Annotated in this window: 17 protein-coding genes, 1 tRNA gene and 1 riboswitch; of the genes, 6 read left to right on the top strand and 12 right to left on the bottom strand. The window is 56.3% G+C overall.

Annotation, left to right across the window (positions count from 1 at the left end):
* Positions 1-107 precede the first annotated feature (107 nt).
* A tRNA-Met gene (locus SHIM_RS00300) sits at positions 108-184 on the top strand.
* 340 nt (positions 185-524) lie between these two features.
* A complete protein-coding gene (locus SHIM_RS00295) occupies positions 525-1166 on the top strand; it encodes a glutathione S-transferase family protein (protein ID WP_054000625.1) in 642 nt (213 codons plus the stop codon).
* A 452-nt stretch (positions 1167-1618) separates the two neighbouring features.
* On the opposite strand, the gene SHIM_RS20270 is transcribed toward SHIM_RS00295, so the two are convergent.
* The 7 genes from SHIM_RS20270 to SHIM_RS00260 all read right to left on the bottom strand — a co-directional run bounded on the left by SHIM_RS20270 (position 1619) and on the right by SHIM_RS00260 (position 7393).
* Positions 1619-1771, bottom strand: a complete 153-nt coding sequence (locus tag SHIM_RS20270) for a hypothetical protein (protein ID WP_193749833.1) — start codon at positions 1769-1771, stop codon at positions 1619-1621.
* The gene (locus tag SHIM_RS00290) at positions 1768-2223 is read right to left on the bottom strand and encodes a hypothetical protein (protein WP_241488751.1); all 456 of its coding nucleotides are present in this window, start codon (positions 2221-2223) and stop codon (positions 1768-1770) included. The genes SHIM_RS20270 and SHIM_RS00290 overlap by 4 nt, the downstream gene beginning before the upstream one ends.
* Positions 2220-3398: an agmatinase family protein gene (locus tag SHIM_RS00285; protein WP_241488750.1), complete on the bottom strand. Its 1179-nt coding sequence runs from the start codon at positions 3396-3398 to the stop codon at positions 2220-2222. The genes SHIM_RS00290 and SHIM_RS00285 overlap by 4 nt, the downstream gene beginning before the upstream one ends.
* A 188-nt stretch (positions 3399-3586) precedes the next feature.
* Positions 3587-4354: an ATP-binding cassette domain-containing protein gene (locus tag SHIM_RS00280; RefSeq protein ID WP_054000624.1), complete on the bottom strand. Its 768-nt coding sequence runs from the start codon at positions 4352-4354 to the stop codon at positions 3587-3589.
* The gene (locus SHIM_RS00275) at positions 4351-5190 is read right to left on the bottom strand and encodes an ABC transporter permease (RefSeq protein ID WP_275043943.1); all 840 of its coding nucleotides are present in this window, start codon (positions 5188-5190) and stop codon (positions 4351-4353) included. Before SHIM_RS00275 ends, SHIM_RS00280 begins: the two co-directional genes overlap by 4 nt.
* Positions 5191-5225: 35 nt before the next feature.
* Positions 5226-6293, bottom strand: a complete 1068-nt coding sequence (locus SHIM_RS00270) for a putative urea ABC transporter substrate-binding protein (protein WP_054000623.1) — start codon at positions 6291-6293, stop codon at positions 5226-5228.
* A gap of 95 nt (positions 6294-6388) precedes the next feature.
* Positions 6389-6497, bottom strand: a riboswitch (guanidine-I (ykkC/yxkD leader).
* Between the two features lie 506 nt (positions 6498-7003).
* Positions 7004-7393, bottom strand: a complete 390-nt coding sequence (locus SHIM_RS00260) for a RidA family protein (protein ID WP_054000627.1) — start codon at positions 7391-7393, stop codon at positions 7004-7006.
* 240 nt (positions 7394-7633) lie between these two features.
* Between SHIM_RS00260 and SHIM_RS00250 the strand changes: the two genes are divergently transcribed.
* From SHIM_RS00250 to SHIM_RS00235, 4 genes are read left to right on the top strand one after another with little or no spacing between them, the layout of a single operon-like run.
* On the top strand, positions 7634-8419 hold the full coding sequence (locus tag SHIM_RS00250; protein ID WP_054000620.1) for a creatininase family protein: 786 nt from the start codon (positions 7634-7636) through the stop codon (positions 8417-8419).
* Positions 8420-8436: 17 nt separating this feature from the next.
* Positions 8437-9672 carry an amidohydrolase family protein gene (locus SHIM_RS00245; RefSeq protein ID WP_054000626.1) on the top strand — a complete coding sequence of 412 codons (1236 nt, stop codon included), beginning with the start codon at positions 8437-8439 and terminating at the stop codon, positions 9670-9672.
* On the top strand, positions 9669-11087 hold the full coding sequence (locus SHIM_RS00240) for an FAD-binding oxidoreductase (protein WP_054000619.1): 1419 nt from the start codon (positions 9669-9671) through the stop codon (positions 11085-11087). The genes SHIM_RS00245 and SHIM_RS00240 overlap by 4 nt, the downstream gene beginning before the upstream one ends.
* Positions 11084-11968: a TauD/TfdA dioxygenase family protein gene (locus SHIM_RS00235; protein ID WP_054000618.1), complete on the top strand. Its 885-nt coding sequence runs from the start codon at positions 11084-11086 to the stop codon at positions 11966-11968. Before SHIM_RS00240 ends, SHIM_RS00235 begins: the two co-directional genes overlap by 4 nt.
* A gap of 46 nt (positions 11969-12014) precedes the next feature.
* Here the strand turns inward: SHIM_RS00235 and SHIM_RS00230 are convergent, their stop codons facing one another.
* The 5 genes from SHIM_RS00230 to SHIM_RS00210 all read right to left on the bottom strand — a co-directional run bounded on the left by SHIM_RS00230 (position 12015) and on the right by SHIM_RS00210 (position 15594).
* Positions 12015-12398, bottom strand: a complete 384-nt coding sequence (locus SHIM_RS00230) for an EF-hand domain-containing protein (RefSeq protein WP_054000617.1) — start codon at positions 12396-12398, stop codon at positions 12015-12017.
* 73 nt (positions 12399-12471) lie between these two features.
* Complete coding sequence (locus tag SHIM_RS00225; protein WP_054000616.1) at positions 12472-12810, bottom strand: carboxymuconolactone decarboxylase family protein; 339 nt, start codon at positions 12808-12810, stop codon at positions 12472-12474.
* 113 nt (positions 12811-12923) lie between these two features.
* Positions 12924-13583, bottom strand: coding sequence for a DUF938 domain-containing protein (locus SHIM_RS00220; RefSeq protein ID WP_054000615.1), 660 nt, complete (start codon positions 13581-13583; stop codon positions 12924-12926).
* The gene (locus tag SHIM_RS00215; RefSeq protein ID WP_054000614.1) at positions 13583-14659 is read right to left on the bottom strand and encodes an NAD(P)/FAD-dependent oxidoreductase; all 1077 of its coding nucleotides are present in this window, start codon (positions 14657-14659) and stop codon (positions 13583-13585) included. The genes SHIM_RS00220 and SHIM_RS00215 overlap by 1 nt, the downstream gene beginning before the upstream one ends.
* Entirely contained in the window at positions 14656-15594 is a 939-nt protein-coding gene (locus SHIM_RS00210) for an aldo/keto reductase (protein ID WP_054000613.1), read from the bottom strand. Before SHIM_RS00210 ends, SHIM_RS00215 begins: the two co-directional genes overlap by 4 nt.
* Positions 15595-15612 lie beyond the last annotated feature (18 nt).

The following is a 15612-nucleotide window of genomic DNA, read 5'->3' as shown; positions in this document are numbered from 1 at the left end:
TCATCGCCAGACCTAGTAAACGACCTCGTATAATACGTATCTCTCAATTACGATGCTGAATATCTCTGTCTCAAACGATAGAGTGTGCGATCGAAAAGATCGCGTGTCGCGGGGTGGAGCAGCCCGGTAGCTCGTCAGGCTCATAACCTGAAGGTCGTAGGTTCAAATCCTACCCCCGCAACCAAAAATTATTCAAATATATCAGTATGTTATGCGACCCCTCCGAGCAATCGGTAGAGTTTTTTCGTGTGCTGTGGAAGTACTCAGGAAACGACTGGAAGGTAGACCTGTGTGTGGCGGAAGCGCCACGGCTGCAAGCGGTTCAGACTCACCTTTCTTACAAAACCCGTCCAAGCACTCCGGGATGCGCCGACCGGTGCCAGCCCGAAACAGACGTGACCAAACGACATGTCGGGCGGAGAACGGGCATTCGCTGCGGTTTGCGCTAAGGTCGGCTGGGCGGTCATTGGCGGTTTCGTGGTAGTCTCTGATTCTGAACACTTGACAGAATATAGGAGTCGCCAATGCTGACTGTTTGGGGCAGGAAAACGTCATCCAATGTACAGTCGTTGATGTGGTGTATTGGCGAGCTTGATCTTGAATATGAGCGACACGACATCGGCCACCATTTTGGCGGCACCGACTCTGCTGAATTTTTTGCGCTCAACCCCAACCGTACGATTCCGGTGATTAGGGACGGCACAAATCCTCCGCTTTGGGAATCTGGGTGTATCCTCAGGTATTTGGCAAACACCTACGCTGAAGACAGTTTCTGGCCTGTTGATCCCTTGCGGCGTGCGGAAGTGGATCAATGGGCGGAATGGTCAAAACTTAATGTGGCCTCGGAGTTTACTGTACCGATATTCTGGAGCGTCGTTAGAACGCCCGAAGCAGAAAGAGACAATGCTGCGATAGATAAAGCCGTTCTGTTTCTCGAAAAGAAACTTGTCATTGCAAACTCGCGGCTCGAGCAACATTCCTACTTAGCTGGAAACTCATTCACACTTGCAGATATCCAGTTTGGCCATGTGCTCTTTCGATATTTTGATATCGATATAGACAGAGCGCCACTTTTGGCGCTGAGCGAATACCATAAACGCCTAAAAGCTCGAAAAGCGTATCGGGAGCACGTGATGATATCCTACGATGAACTTCGTCCAAGCTAAGGTCGCCTCGAAGCTGCCGTTTGCCGCGCATCCGCCGAGGGCCGTTCTCAACGCTTTGCCAACTTCGCTTACTGCGCATTGCCGCCTTTGGAAAAATCCCGGCACATGACCGCTCTCAGCCCAAAGCGGACGCAACTTCCTTATGAAAATAGGGGTTAACGGACGTTCAAACCAGTTGGCTGGATGTCTGCAGTGCGTGACAAAGATCCAACTATCTCTAGCTGTATCCGCGGCCACAATTCGTACGTTGGGACGGCATCAAAAAACACTTCGGGAAAAAGGTCGCTCTCTCTAGATCAATGGTGGTCTCGAAAGAACAAAGACAATTTGGGAGACTCGGTTTGAGCTGCGTTTCCCTAATATTGGCCTCGTTCCGTTCCACTTAATTGCAGCTGAGATTTTTATGATCGCTCGCTGAGCCAAAAAGACAATCCGGTCCAGCGAGCTTCAAGTTATCGCTTGGCCATCAAAATTGCCAAACCTGCGGCAACCAGAACCAATACCAGCGAAATCTCCATACCATGGGTATGAAAATCCCCGTCAGAATGGGCAAGGGCCGGCGAGGTTGAGGTTAGGGTCGCCAGTACGAAAAGGCTACGTTTCATGCCTCTATCTCCTGCTTGCGTTGGAATAAAAAGTCGCGAATGTCCAAAGTAGATCTTTCGTCCATCGACACGTAGATCAGCGACATATTGGTGCGTTCCTGGACCATTTCGCCGGGGAAAGGCAAATAGCTCAGTTCGCGTGATCCAAAAGACGGTGACGCCGTCCCGACCTGCCAGTCGGTCATCAGCTCCACGTCGATCAGCTTTAGCGCCTTGGCACCGTCCTTGGACGGGCGCTCAAAAGGCACACCCGCCAATTTCAAGTAGCTGGTTTTGTCTGAAGCTTGCAAAAACCCATCGATAAATTGCGCAGCCAAAACCTGAAGGTCTGCGGCCTCGTCATGTTCATGCATATGGCTGTGCATATGCTCGCCATGCGCATGGTTGTGGCCATGCCCGTGCGGTCCATGGTTGTGATCATGATGATGGTGGTGATGATCGTGTGGCATCATTCACCCACCTTGTGCGGTTCGGCGTTCGACCAGCGTTTGCCCTCGAATTCGCCATGCGGCAAAGACACAGGCTTGTCGATGTGCCGCTTGTGCGCCCCCAGTTTGCCGTTTGAAACCAAGGCCCCCAAAACATCCACGATGACACGTGTGCCCATCAAGGCCGTGATATCAGATGTGTCATAAGGCGGAGACACCTCGACCAGCTCCATGCCGCAGATGCCTTCGGCCGCGATGCCGGACGCCAGTGCCAACGCCTCGCGTGGCAGGAAGCCGCCCGGTTCGGGCCAGCCTGTGCCAGGCACAAAGCCACAGTCGATGCTGTCGATGTCAAAGGACAGATAAACCATGTCGACGTCTTTCCATGCCATCTCGAGCGCCATTTCGATGGTTTTGTCGATGCCCATCTTCTCCATGTCGCCCATAGTGATGATGTTGGTGTTTCGTTCGCGCGCGACCTTGACTGCCTCTCGCGGCACTTGCCAGCCGCCGATCCCGATTTGCACCAAGTTTGTTGCGGGCACATTTGGCAGGTTGGTGGAGTGGAACCATGGCGTCGTGTGCATGCGTTCATCCAGATCCTTTTCCTGAATGTCCGCATGGCGGTCAAAATGCACAATGCCGATTTTCTTGGAGGTACATTCGGCAATGCCACGCACACATGGGAAGCCGATCGAGTGATCGCCACCAATCATGATGGGCAAAGATCCGGAGCTAAAGACATGGCTGACGCCGCGGCTTATCTGATCAAACGACTTTTCGATATTCGCCGGAATGGTAAACACATCGCCAGCATCACAAAGGGTCATTTGCTCGCGTAGGTCGACGCCCAATTCGTAGTTGTAGGGCGTGTACAAGGCCGAGATTTTGCGCAGCCCTTGGGGCCCAAATCGTGTTCCTGGGCGATAGGTTGTCCCGCCATCAAATGGAATGCCCAACACGGTCGCGTCATAGTTTGCGACCTCTAGAACGTCCTCGGCGTAGGGCGCTTTCAAGAAGGTGTTGATGCCCGCAAAATGCGGCAGTTCACCTCTTGCGAAGGTCGGGATGGATTTGTCCTCAATCGCGTCCGCGCCGGTGAGCCCCATGCGCAAGGCCCAGCGACGCTCTTCTTCGTGGCGGCCTTCCGGTAGGTCGGCCTCTTTTTGCATGGCCTTCCAGCCGGCCAGTTTGGTCAAGTCCGGATGGTGATGTCGCTTTTCACGACGGCCTAAAGTTTTACGCAGGTCACTTGGGTGGTGTGACCGGGTACGCTTTGGATCTGAAAACACGTTTGTCTCCCAAATCAGTTCCGCCAACAGGCGGAGTCCTTCCGGGCTTTGGTGAACACTGAAAGCGGAGCCCGGCGGCGCTTGCAGCGGTTGGGTCAAGCCGACGCGAGTGACGGGTACGCGGCTAGAATGTCCTGATACGGGATGCCCTTGTCACGGGCATCAAAATCATAGGTGATTGTGGCCCCGAAAAGGCCCGGATCCTGAGGATCCCAGCGCGGCTTGTCAAAAACCAAGACCCGATCGCCCAGCTTAAATGCTTCGTCCAGATCATGCGTAACCATGAAGACGGTCATGTTTGTCTCTTCACGCAGTTCGAGCAGGAAATCGTGCATTTGCAATCGCGTACCCGGATCCAGTGCCCCAAAAGGCTCATCCAGCAGAAGGATGCGAGGCTTTGCTGTCATGGCTTGGCCGATCGCAAGTCGCTGTTGCATCCCCCCGGACAAAGAGGCGGGGAACTGATGTAGCACATGGTTCAACCCAATCCGTTCGAGCATGGCATCTGCACGGGTTTCGGCGTTCTTTCGAGCCGAGCCGCGTAGTGTGCCAAGAGGATTTTGAAACGCTTCGGCTGCGATCAGGTTTTCGCGCACGGACAGATGGGGAAACACAGAATATTTTTGGAACACAACCCCGCGCTCGCGGTTGGGTTCCACCGCGGTGTCGCCCCCTTCAATGCTTATGTCGCCTTTATAGGGGCTCTCTTCTGCAAGAAGCATCCTAAGAAAGGTTGATTTACCGCATCCGGAGGCCCCGACAATCGAGACAAATTCTCCTTCATCCACTGAGACATTGACCCGCTCCAGGATCGAGCGATCCCCATAGCGTTGCCAGACATTTGTGACACCTACAAAACTCATAGTCCGGCCTCCATCCAAGGGAACGCGCGACGAGACAGGGCTTTCAGCGCCCAGTCGATGATGAAGGCCAGCAAAGTAATCCAAATGACGTAGGTTAGGATCACATCCATGGCCAGATAGCGACGGACCAAGAAAATCCGGTAGCCAAGGCCAACGTTTGACGCCACCGCTTCGGCGGCGATGAGGAACAACCAAGCCGAGCCCAAAGACAATCGCACATTCGAAATCAGACGCGGCAGAACCTGTGGCAGCGCGACGCGTTGCGCAACAACCCAGCTGGATGCGCCGAGCGTCTGGGCTTTGACGATTTGCTCGTTGGGGATCTCCATGACCCGTTGCGCCAAATCCCGCGTCATAAACGGCGTGATCCCGATCACGATAAGGACGATTTTCGAGACCTCTCCTAGGCCAAAAACAATGAACAGTATTGGCAACAGGGCCAATGGTGGCACCATCGACATCACTGCGATGAAACTTGAAAACAGCGAGCGCGCATAAGGCAAAAGACCAATGGCGATGCCGAGGATCAGCGACAAAGTTGCCGAGATGGCAACACCTCCAAACAATCGCCCGAGACTGGCAAAAGTATCATTCCATAGTAGTATTTCTTTTGAACGTTTGTCCGGAACCGTGAACAAGCGCTCGGCGGTTTCCACAATCGTCGATGGTGCAGGTAGCAACTTATCTTGCGGGTTTGCCGTCAAACGGATGTCCGAGGCGATCGAATACGCCACGAACAAGAGAATAAACGGCAAGGCCGCAAGAAAAATCGCTCCGGGCCGACTTGGTACATAATTTATCAAGCGCATGGCAAAGATGTCCTCGATCAGAGACATATCGGGTGCCGCCTAGGCGGCACCCTTAAGTTGATTTACAAGGAGCCGTCCGCGGCCATCTGCATGTATGTGGTGTCAAAGCGGAACTTCACATTTGCTTCGGAGCCTGAAACAGAGCCGTCAGGATACGCCACGCCGACGAAGTCAGCACTTGGTGCGCCTTCGCCCAAGATGCCTTTGTCAAAGAGAAACTCTGCCACATTGCTCATGGTGGTCGGCAAATCATCCGAGCCCGCCTGCGCAACAGCAGCAGCGGGATCAAAGAACATCTCGGTGGCGGCCATCTGGGCCTTATATCCCTCCAGATCCGTTCCAGACGCTTCGGCCATCGCCGTCAGCGCCGCTTCGTCGCCCGCCGCCATAAGGCCCATCACCTCGTACCACGCGCCCACAACAGCTTTGCCAAAGTCCGGGTTGTCCGCCAAGGTCTCGGTGTTAACCACCATCAAATCAAGGATCTCGCCCGGGATCATGGAGCTGTCAAAAAGGTTTACGGCATCCGGGTTGGAGCCAAGAATTTCCGACACCAGCGGATTCCATGTGACCACGGCTTCGACGTCTTTCGTTGCGTATGCAGCAATCATATCGGCGTCAGAGGTGTTGATCACAGAGCCCAAATCGGACTCTTCCAAGCCGACGGTATCAAGGCCGCGTGCCAGCAAATAATGGGACACTGACAGTTCAACAAGGTTGACCGGCTTGCCCTTGAGATCGGCGAGGCCACTGGCACCCTTGGCGATCACAGCGTCATTGCCGTTGGAATAATCGCCAATAATCAACGCCGTGGTGTCAACGCCGCTGCCAGATGGAATAGAAAGCGTGTCCATATTGGTCGCAGAAACGCCGTCAAATGCACCTGCAGTGTATTGGTTGATGGATTCGACGTAGTCATTGAACTGGACGATCTCGACATCAATGCCATATTTGTCGGCCCATTTATCCATGATACCAGAATCTTCAAGGTAGCCCCAAGGCATCCAGCCGACATAGATAGACCATGCGAGTTTGAATTCGGTTTTCTGTTGGGCTGCCACAGGCGCGGCAGCAGCGGACAATACACCCAGTGCAAGGGCGGTTGCGGACATTAGTTTCGTGATTTTCATGTCTTTCCCCGATTTAACGTCCCGCCGAACGTGTTTGTGGTTTGCGGGCCGCTGGCGGAACAAAGAGAATGGGCGCGGACGAAACCTGCGCAGTAGTCTCCCGGGATTTTGCCCCGCCGTGTGCCTTGCCGGATTTTGCCAACAAGGTGACGCTTCTCGGACCTGACCCGCTTGTAAGGCGGCGGAACCCTAAGCGTCCTGCACATTCAGCCTAGGGCGATCAACCTAGGCGGATGAACTTTTCTTGCTGCAAAAACATGGCATTTGGGTCAGATGATAAAAAATTGAGCCAAAATCTCCGCGCAAGACTGTTTTATTCGCGCGATTTGGTCACGCTTTGCGCTGCCTAGACGAAATTTCCGGCTGTGAACGGGTGAAATCGGCGACAGGTCGTCAAGTTTCAAGTCGGCTGCATCAACATTGTGGTTGGGCCGCGCGGGGTGCGCGTGCACCAACGGCGGCCAATTGAAAATCCAAAGGGAGTAAGCAGGGCGAGACCAGAATTTGGTGCATTTGCGAAGGTGGTTTGAGTTTTGGGGACGGAGCTTCCAGTATTTACTAAAATTGAGATCAACACGCTAATCGGGAAGATCTGATGGGGTCAGCCTCATTGATTTCGGTGTTTGTCGCCTTTGAGGACTGTTCAAAAACAAGAGTTGATAACTAACCTAATTTCAAGGTCACGCATCCGACCTCCAGATCCTTCAAATTCACGGAGCAGCGGCCAGAATCTCTACTTCCACCTTGAACTCGGGTCGGGTGAAACCCGACACGATCAGCAGGGTGGAACTGGGCAATCTGCCTGCTTGCGCCATGAACGCGTCGCGGGCTCGCATGTATCCCGCCATGTGTTCACGGTCTGTCACATAGGCCGAGATATGTGCGACATCCTTGGGGCCCATACCCGCAGAATTCAAAATTTCGGTCAGGGATTGAAAACAAATGACAGCCTGCGCATAGGCGTCTTGGGGAATGGAATCATCGGCTCGGATCCCCAGCTGACCAGAGCTTTGAACGATCCGCCAGCCCGCTGGAATCTCGACACCATGAGCGTAGCGCGCAAAGGGTGGACGCAGGGTGCTGGGAGTTAACTCTTTCATTTCATTCATCTTTCCTGAGTGACAATTAGGCTTGCCTTTAGAGGGTAACTTTGAGAGCATTATGGAACATCTCTGGCACAGACGACATCTTAGGGCCGCGCAAACTGACTTCGTCAAGGAGGACGATATGAAGCAGCGTGGAAAATTGGCGTGTCTCAGGGGCGACCCTAGGATCAGCGGCATTGGTATACTGACTACGCGCAAGCGTTGGCGCGCGTTGCATCTGCCGGTCTCGTCAGCATGAGCATTCAGGGATATTGGGCCGACCAGAAGGCACCCGCTTTTCGGAACCTGCCGGACGATCTTGTGGCGGTTCTGCCCGTGGGGGCGATAGAACAACACGGGCCGCATTTGCCGGTCTCTGTGGATCGGGATTTGGTCGAAGCCGTGCTGGATCAGGCCCTGCCATTGCTCGCGTCGGATCAAAACGTTCTGATCCTGCCAACGCTGACAATCACCAAATCGGGCGAACATGACCGCCATCCGGGCACGCTCAGCCTTTCGGCAGAGACTCTATTGGCGACCTTGCGTGATATCGCCGCTTCCGTTGCGCGCGCGGGCGTGCGGCGTTTGGTGTTTCTGAACGGTCATGGCGGCAACACCGCTGTTTTGGATATTGCCGCGCGGGATTTACGCATCGCGCACGAGATGATTGTCGCCACCTGTTCCTGGTTCGGCTTTGCCGATTGGGACGTTGTGATGGATCCGGCCGCAATGGCCTATGACCTGCATGCCGGAGATAGCGAAACCTCTCCGATGCTGGCGGCCAAACCGGATTTGGTAGACATGGCCCTTGCCGAGAACTTTGTGCCAGCGATGCCAGATTGGGAGCAGTCTAACAGCTTCATTGGACTGACGGGGCAAGCCGCAAAACCGGGCTGGATTATTGACGATTTGAACGCTTCGGGCGCTTGTGGCGATGCCTCGGCAGCAACCCGCGAAAAAGGCGCACACCTGTTGGCCAGCGCGGCACGCAATTTTGTGGCTTTCTTGTCGGAGTTTTCCGACTTCGACCACCGACGGTGATTGCAATGAACTTGCGCATGTTAACCGATCAGATCCTCAAAGATGTTTTGGTGCCAGTCTCAATGCTGGCCCATCCGGACCGGTTTGGCGGTCATAAACACCAAGACTGCCTGCACGGAGATTTGGTTGTTAGGGATGGTAAGGCACTTGGCTTGCAAAACCATGATGGGCATGGGGATGCGCGGCAACTGGTGATGCCCAAACTGACAGAATGCCATGTGCATCTGGACAAATGTCACAGCATTTCACGGATGCACGGCGTCGGTGGCGATTTGCAGGCCGCGATCGAGGCTCAGGCTCTGGACCGCGCGATATGGACCACGGATGATGTGCGGGATCGCGCTACACGCGGTTTGCAGGAGTTAATTGGATCCGGTTGTCGGAGTGTGCGCAGCCATGTGGACTGGACCCACGGGGCCGACGCAACTGTCCCTCCGCTTGCGTGGCACGTGCTGAACGAGCTTGAACAGGACCATCGCAACAGGGTCACCTTGCAAATTTGTCCTTTGACCGGCATCGACGATCTGGCCGATTCCGACGTTGCCAACAGCATCGCACGTCTCGTTGCCGCGACAACCGGCGTGCTGGGCGCTTTTGTCTTTCAGCAACCCAACCGGCAAGAAGGAATCAAAAATGCCTTTCGGGTTGCCGAAAAGTTCGGCCTCGCGCTGGATTTTCACGTCGATGAGGGGCTTGCAGATGGTTTGAACGGGCTGGAACTGGTTGCTGATGCCGCCCTTGAACATGGCTTTCAGGGTCCGGTTCTGTGCGGTCACGCCTGCAGTCTGGCCAACCTTCAAGGGCCAGATTTGACGCGGGTAACGGACAAGATCGCCCGCGCAGGCCTTACGATTGCCGCGCTTCCCGCCACCAACCTGTACCTTCAAGGCCGCGCCAGCGGCACGCCTGATCGGCGCGGCATCACGCGCATGCGGGAACTGGGCGCGGCTGGCGTGCCCGTGGTCGTTGGCACTGACAACGTGAGGGACGCGTTTTGTCCCATTGGGCGGCACGACCCTTGCCAATCGCTGGCCCTTGCGGTTCTGACCGCGCATCTGGACCCGCCATTTGGCGACTATTTACCTATGATCACCACCGGTGCCGATCGCGCACTTGGCCTTGCGCCCGCTTACGTCGACGTGGCAGCAATCGGGGATCTCCTGTTGTTCGACGCAACATCCACATCCGACATTCTGTCCGGCACCACTCGTCCCGTACCCCTGTCCGATGTTTGCAAAGGAGAGACCGTATGACATCCATATCCGGTAAAACCAACATTGATTGGGCCGCATTCGCGGCCCGCCTGGCCCCAGTCGACGTGATTGATGAACCTGTTCTGGTCAAGAAACGCTCGCGCGACTTTTTCTGGTACAGCCCGATCCTGAACGATGAGCTGAAGCACAGTTTCGGGGATTTGGTGGCCGTGCCAAAAACCGCTGATGAGATGAAACACTGTCTGAAGCAAGCCTTTGACGCCGAAGTGCCGGTCGTCCTGCGCGGTGGTGGCACGGGCAATTACGGGCAATGTGTGCCGGTTGACGGCGGGCTGATCATTGAAACACGAGGCATGGACCGCATTCTTGAAATTGGCGACGGGTTCATCCGGGCCGAAGCTGGTGCTCTGATGGCCGACATGAACGCCGCCCTGAAAGAAACCGGACAGGAAATGGCCATGTTCCCGTCGACACAAGATATCGCCACAGTTGGTGGATTTGTGGCGGGTGGTTCGGCCGGGATTGGGTCTCTGGCGACGGGTGCTCTGCGCGAGCCGGGCAATCTAATCGCGCTCAAGGCCTTGTCGCTTGAGGCTGACCCGCAGGACCATGTGTTTGAAGGCGAAGATGTCCTGAAAATCCATCATGCTTGGGGGTTGAATGGAGTGATAACCGAGGTGACCCTTCGTACAGTGCCAACTGAGGACTGGATCGCTTGCATGGCGACGTTTGAGACCTATGAGGGCGCCTATGCCGCGGGATATGCTGTTGCGACGGCGGACACCATTGCGCCCAAGATGGCCAGCGTAGTTGATACCCGAATTGTTGACTACTTCCCCCGCCTCAAAGGCCATCTGCGCGCGGGGTGCAGCCTGCTCGCGGCCTATGTGCCGGCAAGTGATGTCGCGGACTTCAACAAGCTTGTCGCCGATCTTGGCGGCCATGTGGATCTGACGCTGAATGATGCAGACCGAGAGGTGAAGAAGATCCCGCATGTGTTCGAGTTCTGCTTTAACCACACCACATTGCAAGTGCTGAAATCAGACCGTTCCGCGACATATCAGCAGATCGGTGTGCCCGATCCGGCAGACGCCGACGCCATCACATCCTTGCGCGCAGATCTGGGCGACGACGTCTGGACACATCACGAATTTATCCGTTTGGGCGGTGAAATCGCGGCGATCGACCTACCTATCATTTGGTTCTCGGGCAAAGAGCGGTTGGAGGCGATCAACCAGACCTACCGCGATCACGGTTTTGCCGTTTATGACGCGCATTCCAATCAGGTTGAACGCGGCGGGTTGCACAACGCGGATTACAGCCATCTGGCCTGGAAAAAACGGCTTGATCCCAAGGGGCTTTTGAACAGCGCCAAGTCCACGGCATGGGAATTGGTCAAAGACCTGACGCCGGAAGATATCGAAGCCAAAGCCGTAACTGGAATGTCCCAATGACCCCTCTATCTACTACTCCAATCACCCCCGCGTTTGGCGTTGAGATCACAGGCACACACATCTCCGAAATCGTTCCATCGGGCCGCTTTGGTGAGTTGCGCGCCCTGTTTGAAGCACACTCGGCGCTCTTGTTTCGGCGGCAAGACCTCAGCGACGAAGCCCACTTGGAATTGGCACAGGCCTTTGGGCCCATCGAAGACCGCTTGGCAGATGAACGCAAACCTGGCGAGGCATTTTCGATCCCCAAGGTTTCCAATGTTCGAAAAGACGGATCGATCACCGATGAAATGGATCTGCATACGCTGAACCTGCAATCAAATTTCCTTTGGCATACCGACAGCACGTTCATTCCCACACCGGCCCTCAGCAACATCATCACCGCGCGGGTTGTTGCCAGCGAGGGTGGCCAGACCGAACTCGCATCCACACGCGCTGCTTGGGCGGCGATGCCTGAGACGTTGCGTGCGCGCATTCGCGGGCGAGGTATCTGGCATCACTACGCCAACTCGCGCGCCAAAATATCACCTGAGCTGGCCAAGCTTCCGATGTTTCACAAGTGGCCTGCCACCCACTGGAATGCCATTTGGCCCAACCCGGTGAACGGGCATGAAGCGCTCTATATCGCATCCCATGCTTATGCGGTTGATGGCTATGACAAAGCAGAGAGCGAAGCCTTGCTTGACGAGCTTATGGATTTTTGCACGCGGCCCGAATTCACCTATGCCCACAATTGGGAGGTGGGCGACGTGCTGATCTGGGATCAGCGCGCGGTCCTGCATCGCGGACGTCCATGGCCCTTTGATCAGCCGCGCACCCTGTCCAGCATCTGTTGTTCGGTCACCAAGGCAGATGGGATCGACGCAATGCGTCTTCCTGTCTGAGCCGTTGCTTTTGGTGGCTAAATCAATGCGGCCGCCTTTTGTTAGATCAGTATTCACCTTTGGTAATCAGCCCGTCGCCGTTTTTATCCACCGAATTGAACCATCCCAACAAAGCGGCTTCCATTTCGGAACGCGTGACCATGCCATCTAGATTTGTATCGATGTTCCCGCGGCTCATGCCTGTGACCGAACGCAAAAGGAAAGAGGAATGCGATTGCTTGGCTGCTTCGGCGCGGGCTTTGTCAAATGCTGTGTATTCATCGGTGTTCAGCGCGCCGTCGCCATCCGCGTCAAAGGTTTTAAAGATGCGGATGCGCAGAGATTGAACGTCACCCAAAGTTATGGCGCTCTCGGTACCGAAGCTCCATTGGGACAGGTCTTCGGCAAGAACGGGGCCGGCCACGGCGCCAGCGACAAGGCAGCTACACATAAAAGTTCGAAGCATAAGGGGGGTCCAGTTTGTAAAAATGTTAGACCAACCTTATGCGTCATGATGGGGCTTGTCAGCCCGCAGATAGCTCCTCAAAGCACTCTTGTGCCTTGGCCGCATACATCATCGAAGGGCCGCCACCCATCTGGATGGTCATGGCCAATACGTCGCCGATCTCTTCTTTGGTGGCGCCAGCTTTCACAAGTGTTTCGCAGTGCAAGACGATGCAGGCTTCGCAGCGCATGGCCACAGCGATCCCGAGGGCGATGAATTCTTTGGTTTTGAAGTCCAGAACACCGCCTTCCTTGACCGATTTTCCAAGGGCGCCAAAGGCACGCGTAGTGTCGGGGATGGATTTGTTCAGGCCACGCAATTGTCCGCGGGTATCGTTCAGTTTGTCGCTCCAGCTCATGTCGGGCTCCTTGACGTCTGTGGTTTGGTCTTTCGTATTCTATTCAGCGAATATGAAATTGACCCAGATCATATCAAGGCGGGAAAACGGCAAGAAATCGGGTGGGCTCGTGATTACGCGGGCTTTTGCCAGATAAGCGCGAGATTGTTGGCGGGCATTTCGCGAGGGACAAGCGGGATCAACCCAGCGGTTTTGCCCCAGTTTAGGACCATCTGGTCGGACTTGTAGCCGATCTCCGGATCCTGAGCGCGTAAGCTGTCGTCAAAGCTTTTGTCGCCGTCGCTGACGAGCGTCTCGCCACGTTTGAAGGGCCCATAGATCATCAGGACGCCATCCGGCACGAGCGCCTCTGCGGCTTCGGCAATCAGGGTCTGGGCCTCGGTGGCGCTGACCAGATGCAACAAGTTGGACAGCGTGATCAGGTTTTTACCAGCATGGTGCGCGCCCCAGTCTGAGGCCGTGGCGTCAAGGGGGATGGGTGTGCTGATGTTTGGCAGGTTGGCCTCCGCCAGATGGGCGGTGATGCTGGCGCGGCGAGTGGCGTCGATTTCCGTGGGCTGCCATGTGAGACCTGACAGAACGGCAGCGAAATGAACGACGTGCTGGCCGGTGCCGCTGGCAATTTCGAGCGCATGACCAGTTGGAGGCGCGATTTCGGTCAGCAAGTTTGTGATCGCGTCGACGTTGCGCGCTGCAGAGGGCGCGAAGAGTTTGCCACCCTCGTGAGGCGTGGCGACCGAGGCGCTGTCGGGAAGGTTGAGGCGGCGGGGCATCAGGCGAACCTTTGTGGGTTAAGCGCGTCGCGGGTTGCTTGGTCGAGTTCAGAGGCGCGACCCGCGACCTGATCGGCGACGTATTGGCTGGCGGCGGGTGCTGATTGGAAGCCGTATCCGCCCTGACCAGCCACCCAGAAGAACGACGGGTCGTCCGTGGCGGGGCCGAGCACAAGGTTGCGATCCGGCGAGAAGGTGCGCAAGCCAGCCCAGCTGCTGGTGAGTTGGGTGACTTCTTCGGTGACAAAGTCTTGATAGCGGGCGATGCCTTCGGCCAGAACCATGTCGTCGGGCCAGGCATCAAAGGGCTGCATTGGGTCTTCTTCGGCAGGGGAGACCAGCAGGCTTCCGGCGTCGGGTTTAGCGTACCACGTTTCGTTGATATCGAGGATCATTGGCCACCCCGTGAGGTCGTGACCGCCAGGCGCAGGGATGCGCGCCATGGAGCGGCGCATAGGGGAGAAGCCAAGGGGCTTTATGCCTGCCATTTCGGCAATGGGGTCCGCCCAAGCACCAGCCGCATTGAAAAGCATTTTGGCGCTGTGGGTTTCGCCGTTGGCCGTGACCTGCCAACCGTGCGTTGTGCGGGTGATCGCGGTGACGTCCTGTCCGGTTTTTACAGTGCCGCCGGTGTCGCGGACAGTCTTGGCAAAGGTCTGGATCATGCGGTCGGTGTCGATGTCAAAGGCCGCATCGTGAAAGGCGGCTTGGCCGACAGTCTCGGGATTCAGGATCGGGACTTTGGCCAGCGCGGTTTCCATGTCGATGGGGGCGACGTTGAACGTTTCACAGGCCTTTGAAAAAGCGTCTTGTTGTCCGTGACCGGCGATGAACATCAGGCCGCGCGGGCTTAGGAAACCGCCGTGGGCGTGGTGAAAAAAGTCGCTGCTGGCCTTGGACAAGGCGACTGTGCTGGCGAGGCCGTAGTTGCTTTCGTAGAGCGCTGCGGAGCGGCCTGAGGCGTGATAGCCAAGAGACGTTTCGCGTTCCAATAGCAGGGTTTGTCCCAGCTCGGAAAGGCGGGCTGCGGCGGAGGTGCCGGCGATGCCGCCACCGATGACGATAAAGTCGGTCATGCTTCTTCCAGACGGTCCGTGGCCGGGGGTGGCGTGGGGGTTAAGGCGGCGAGGCGGGCGTAGAGCGCGTCGTCCATTTGAAACGACAGCGCGTCAAGTGAAGGTGCCAATTGGGCGGCGCTGCGTGCCGACAGGATCGGGCAAGGCTGGCTGGTGTGACGCGCGGCCCATGCGACCGCCAGAGTTGCGGGATGCGTACCCAGTTCGGACGCAATATCAGAGAGTTGCGTCGCTGCATTGTGCATCCAGTCAAGGCCATAGCGGGCAGCGTAGCGGTCATCGGTGGCAAGGCGTCCGCTCGGCACTTGGGCGGCGTATTTGCCAGTTAGCAGCCCGCCGCCAAGGGGCGAATAGGTCGCCGGCAAGATGTCGAGATCAGCGCACATCGGCAGAATTTCGACCTCGGCCTGACGCTTCACCAGATTGTACATCGGTTGCAGGACATCGATGGTCAGACCGCGTTTTTCGGCCAGCCAAGACGCTTTGACCACTTGCCACGCGGCGAAGTTGGACAGGCCAACATACGAAATTTTGCCCTCGCTTTTCAGAGCGGCGAAACAGTCGAGTGTTTCGTTGAGGTCGGTGTTGAGATCAAAGCGGTGCAAATAGAGGATATCCACGTGATCCATGCCCAGCCGCTTGCGGGAGATGTCGAATTGCGCCCGTAGGTTTTCGGTGCCAGCACCGCCCGTGTAGCCCGCCTTGGTGGCAATCACTAGGCCGTCGCGATGGGGCGCGATCATGCTGCCGAGAATTTCTTCGCTCTGGCCATCCGTATAGCCGTGAGCCGTGTCGAAATGGGTGATGCCAGCGGCGAGGCAAGCCTCAAACATTTCCTCTGAGTCGCGGGCGTTGGCGGTGCCGCCGAACTGCATACAGCCGAAGGCAAAGCGACGGGCGGGGGTGCCGTTGGGGCTGGTGATTTGCTGTGTCATGGCGGCGACGTTGCCACG

This window comes from Shimia sp. SK013 (genome assembly GCF_001292625.1).
Taxonomy (GTDB): domain Bacteria; phylum Pseudomonadota; class Alphaproteobacteria; order Rhodobacterales; family Rhodobacteraceae; genus Shimia.
Note: the sequence above shows the minus strand (reverse complement) of the source record. Positions and strands in the feature narration are given on the sequence as shown.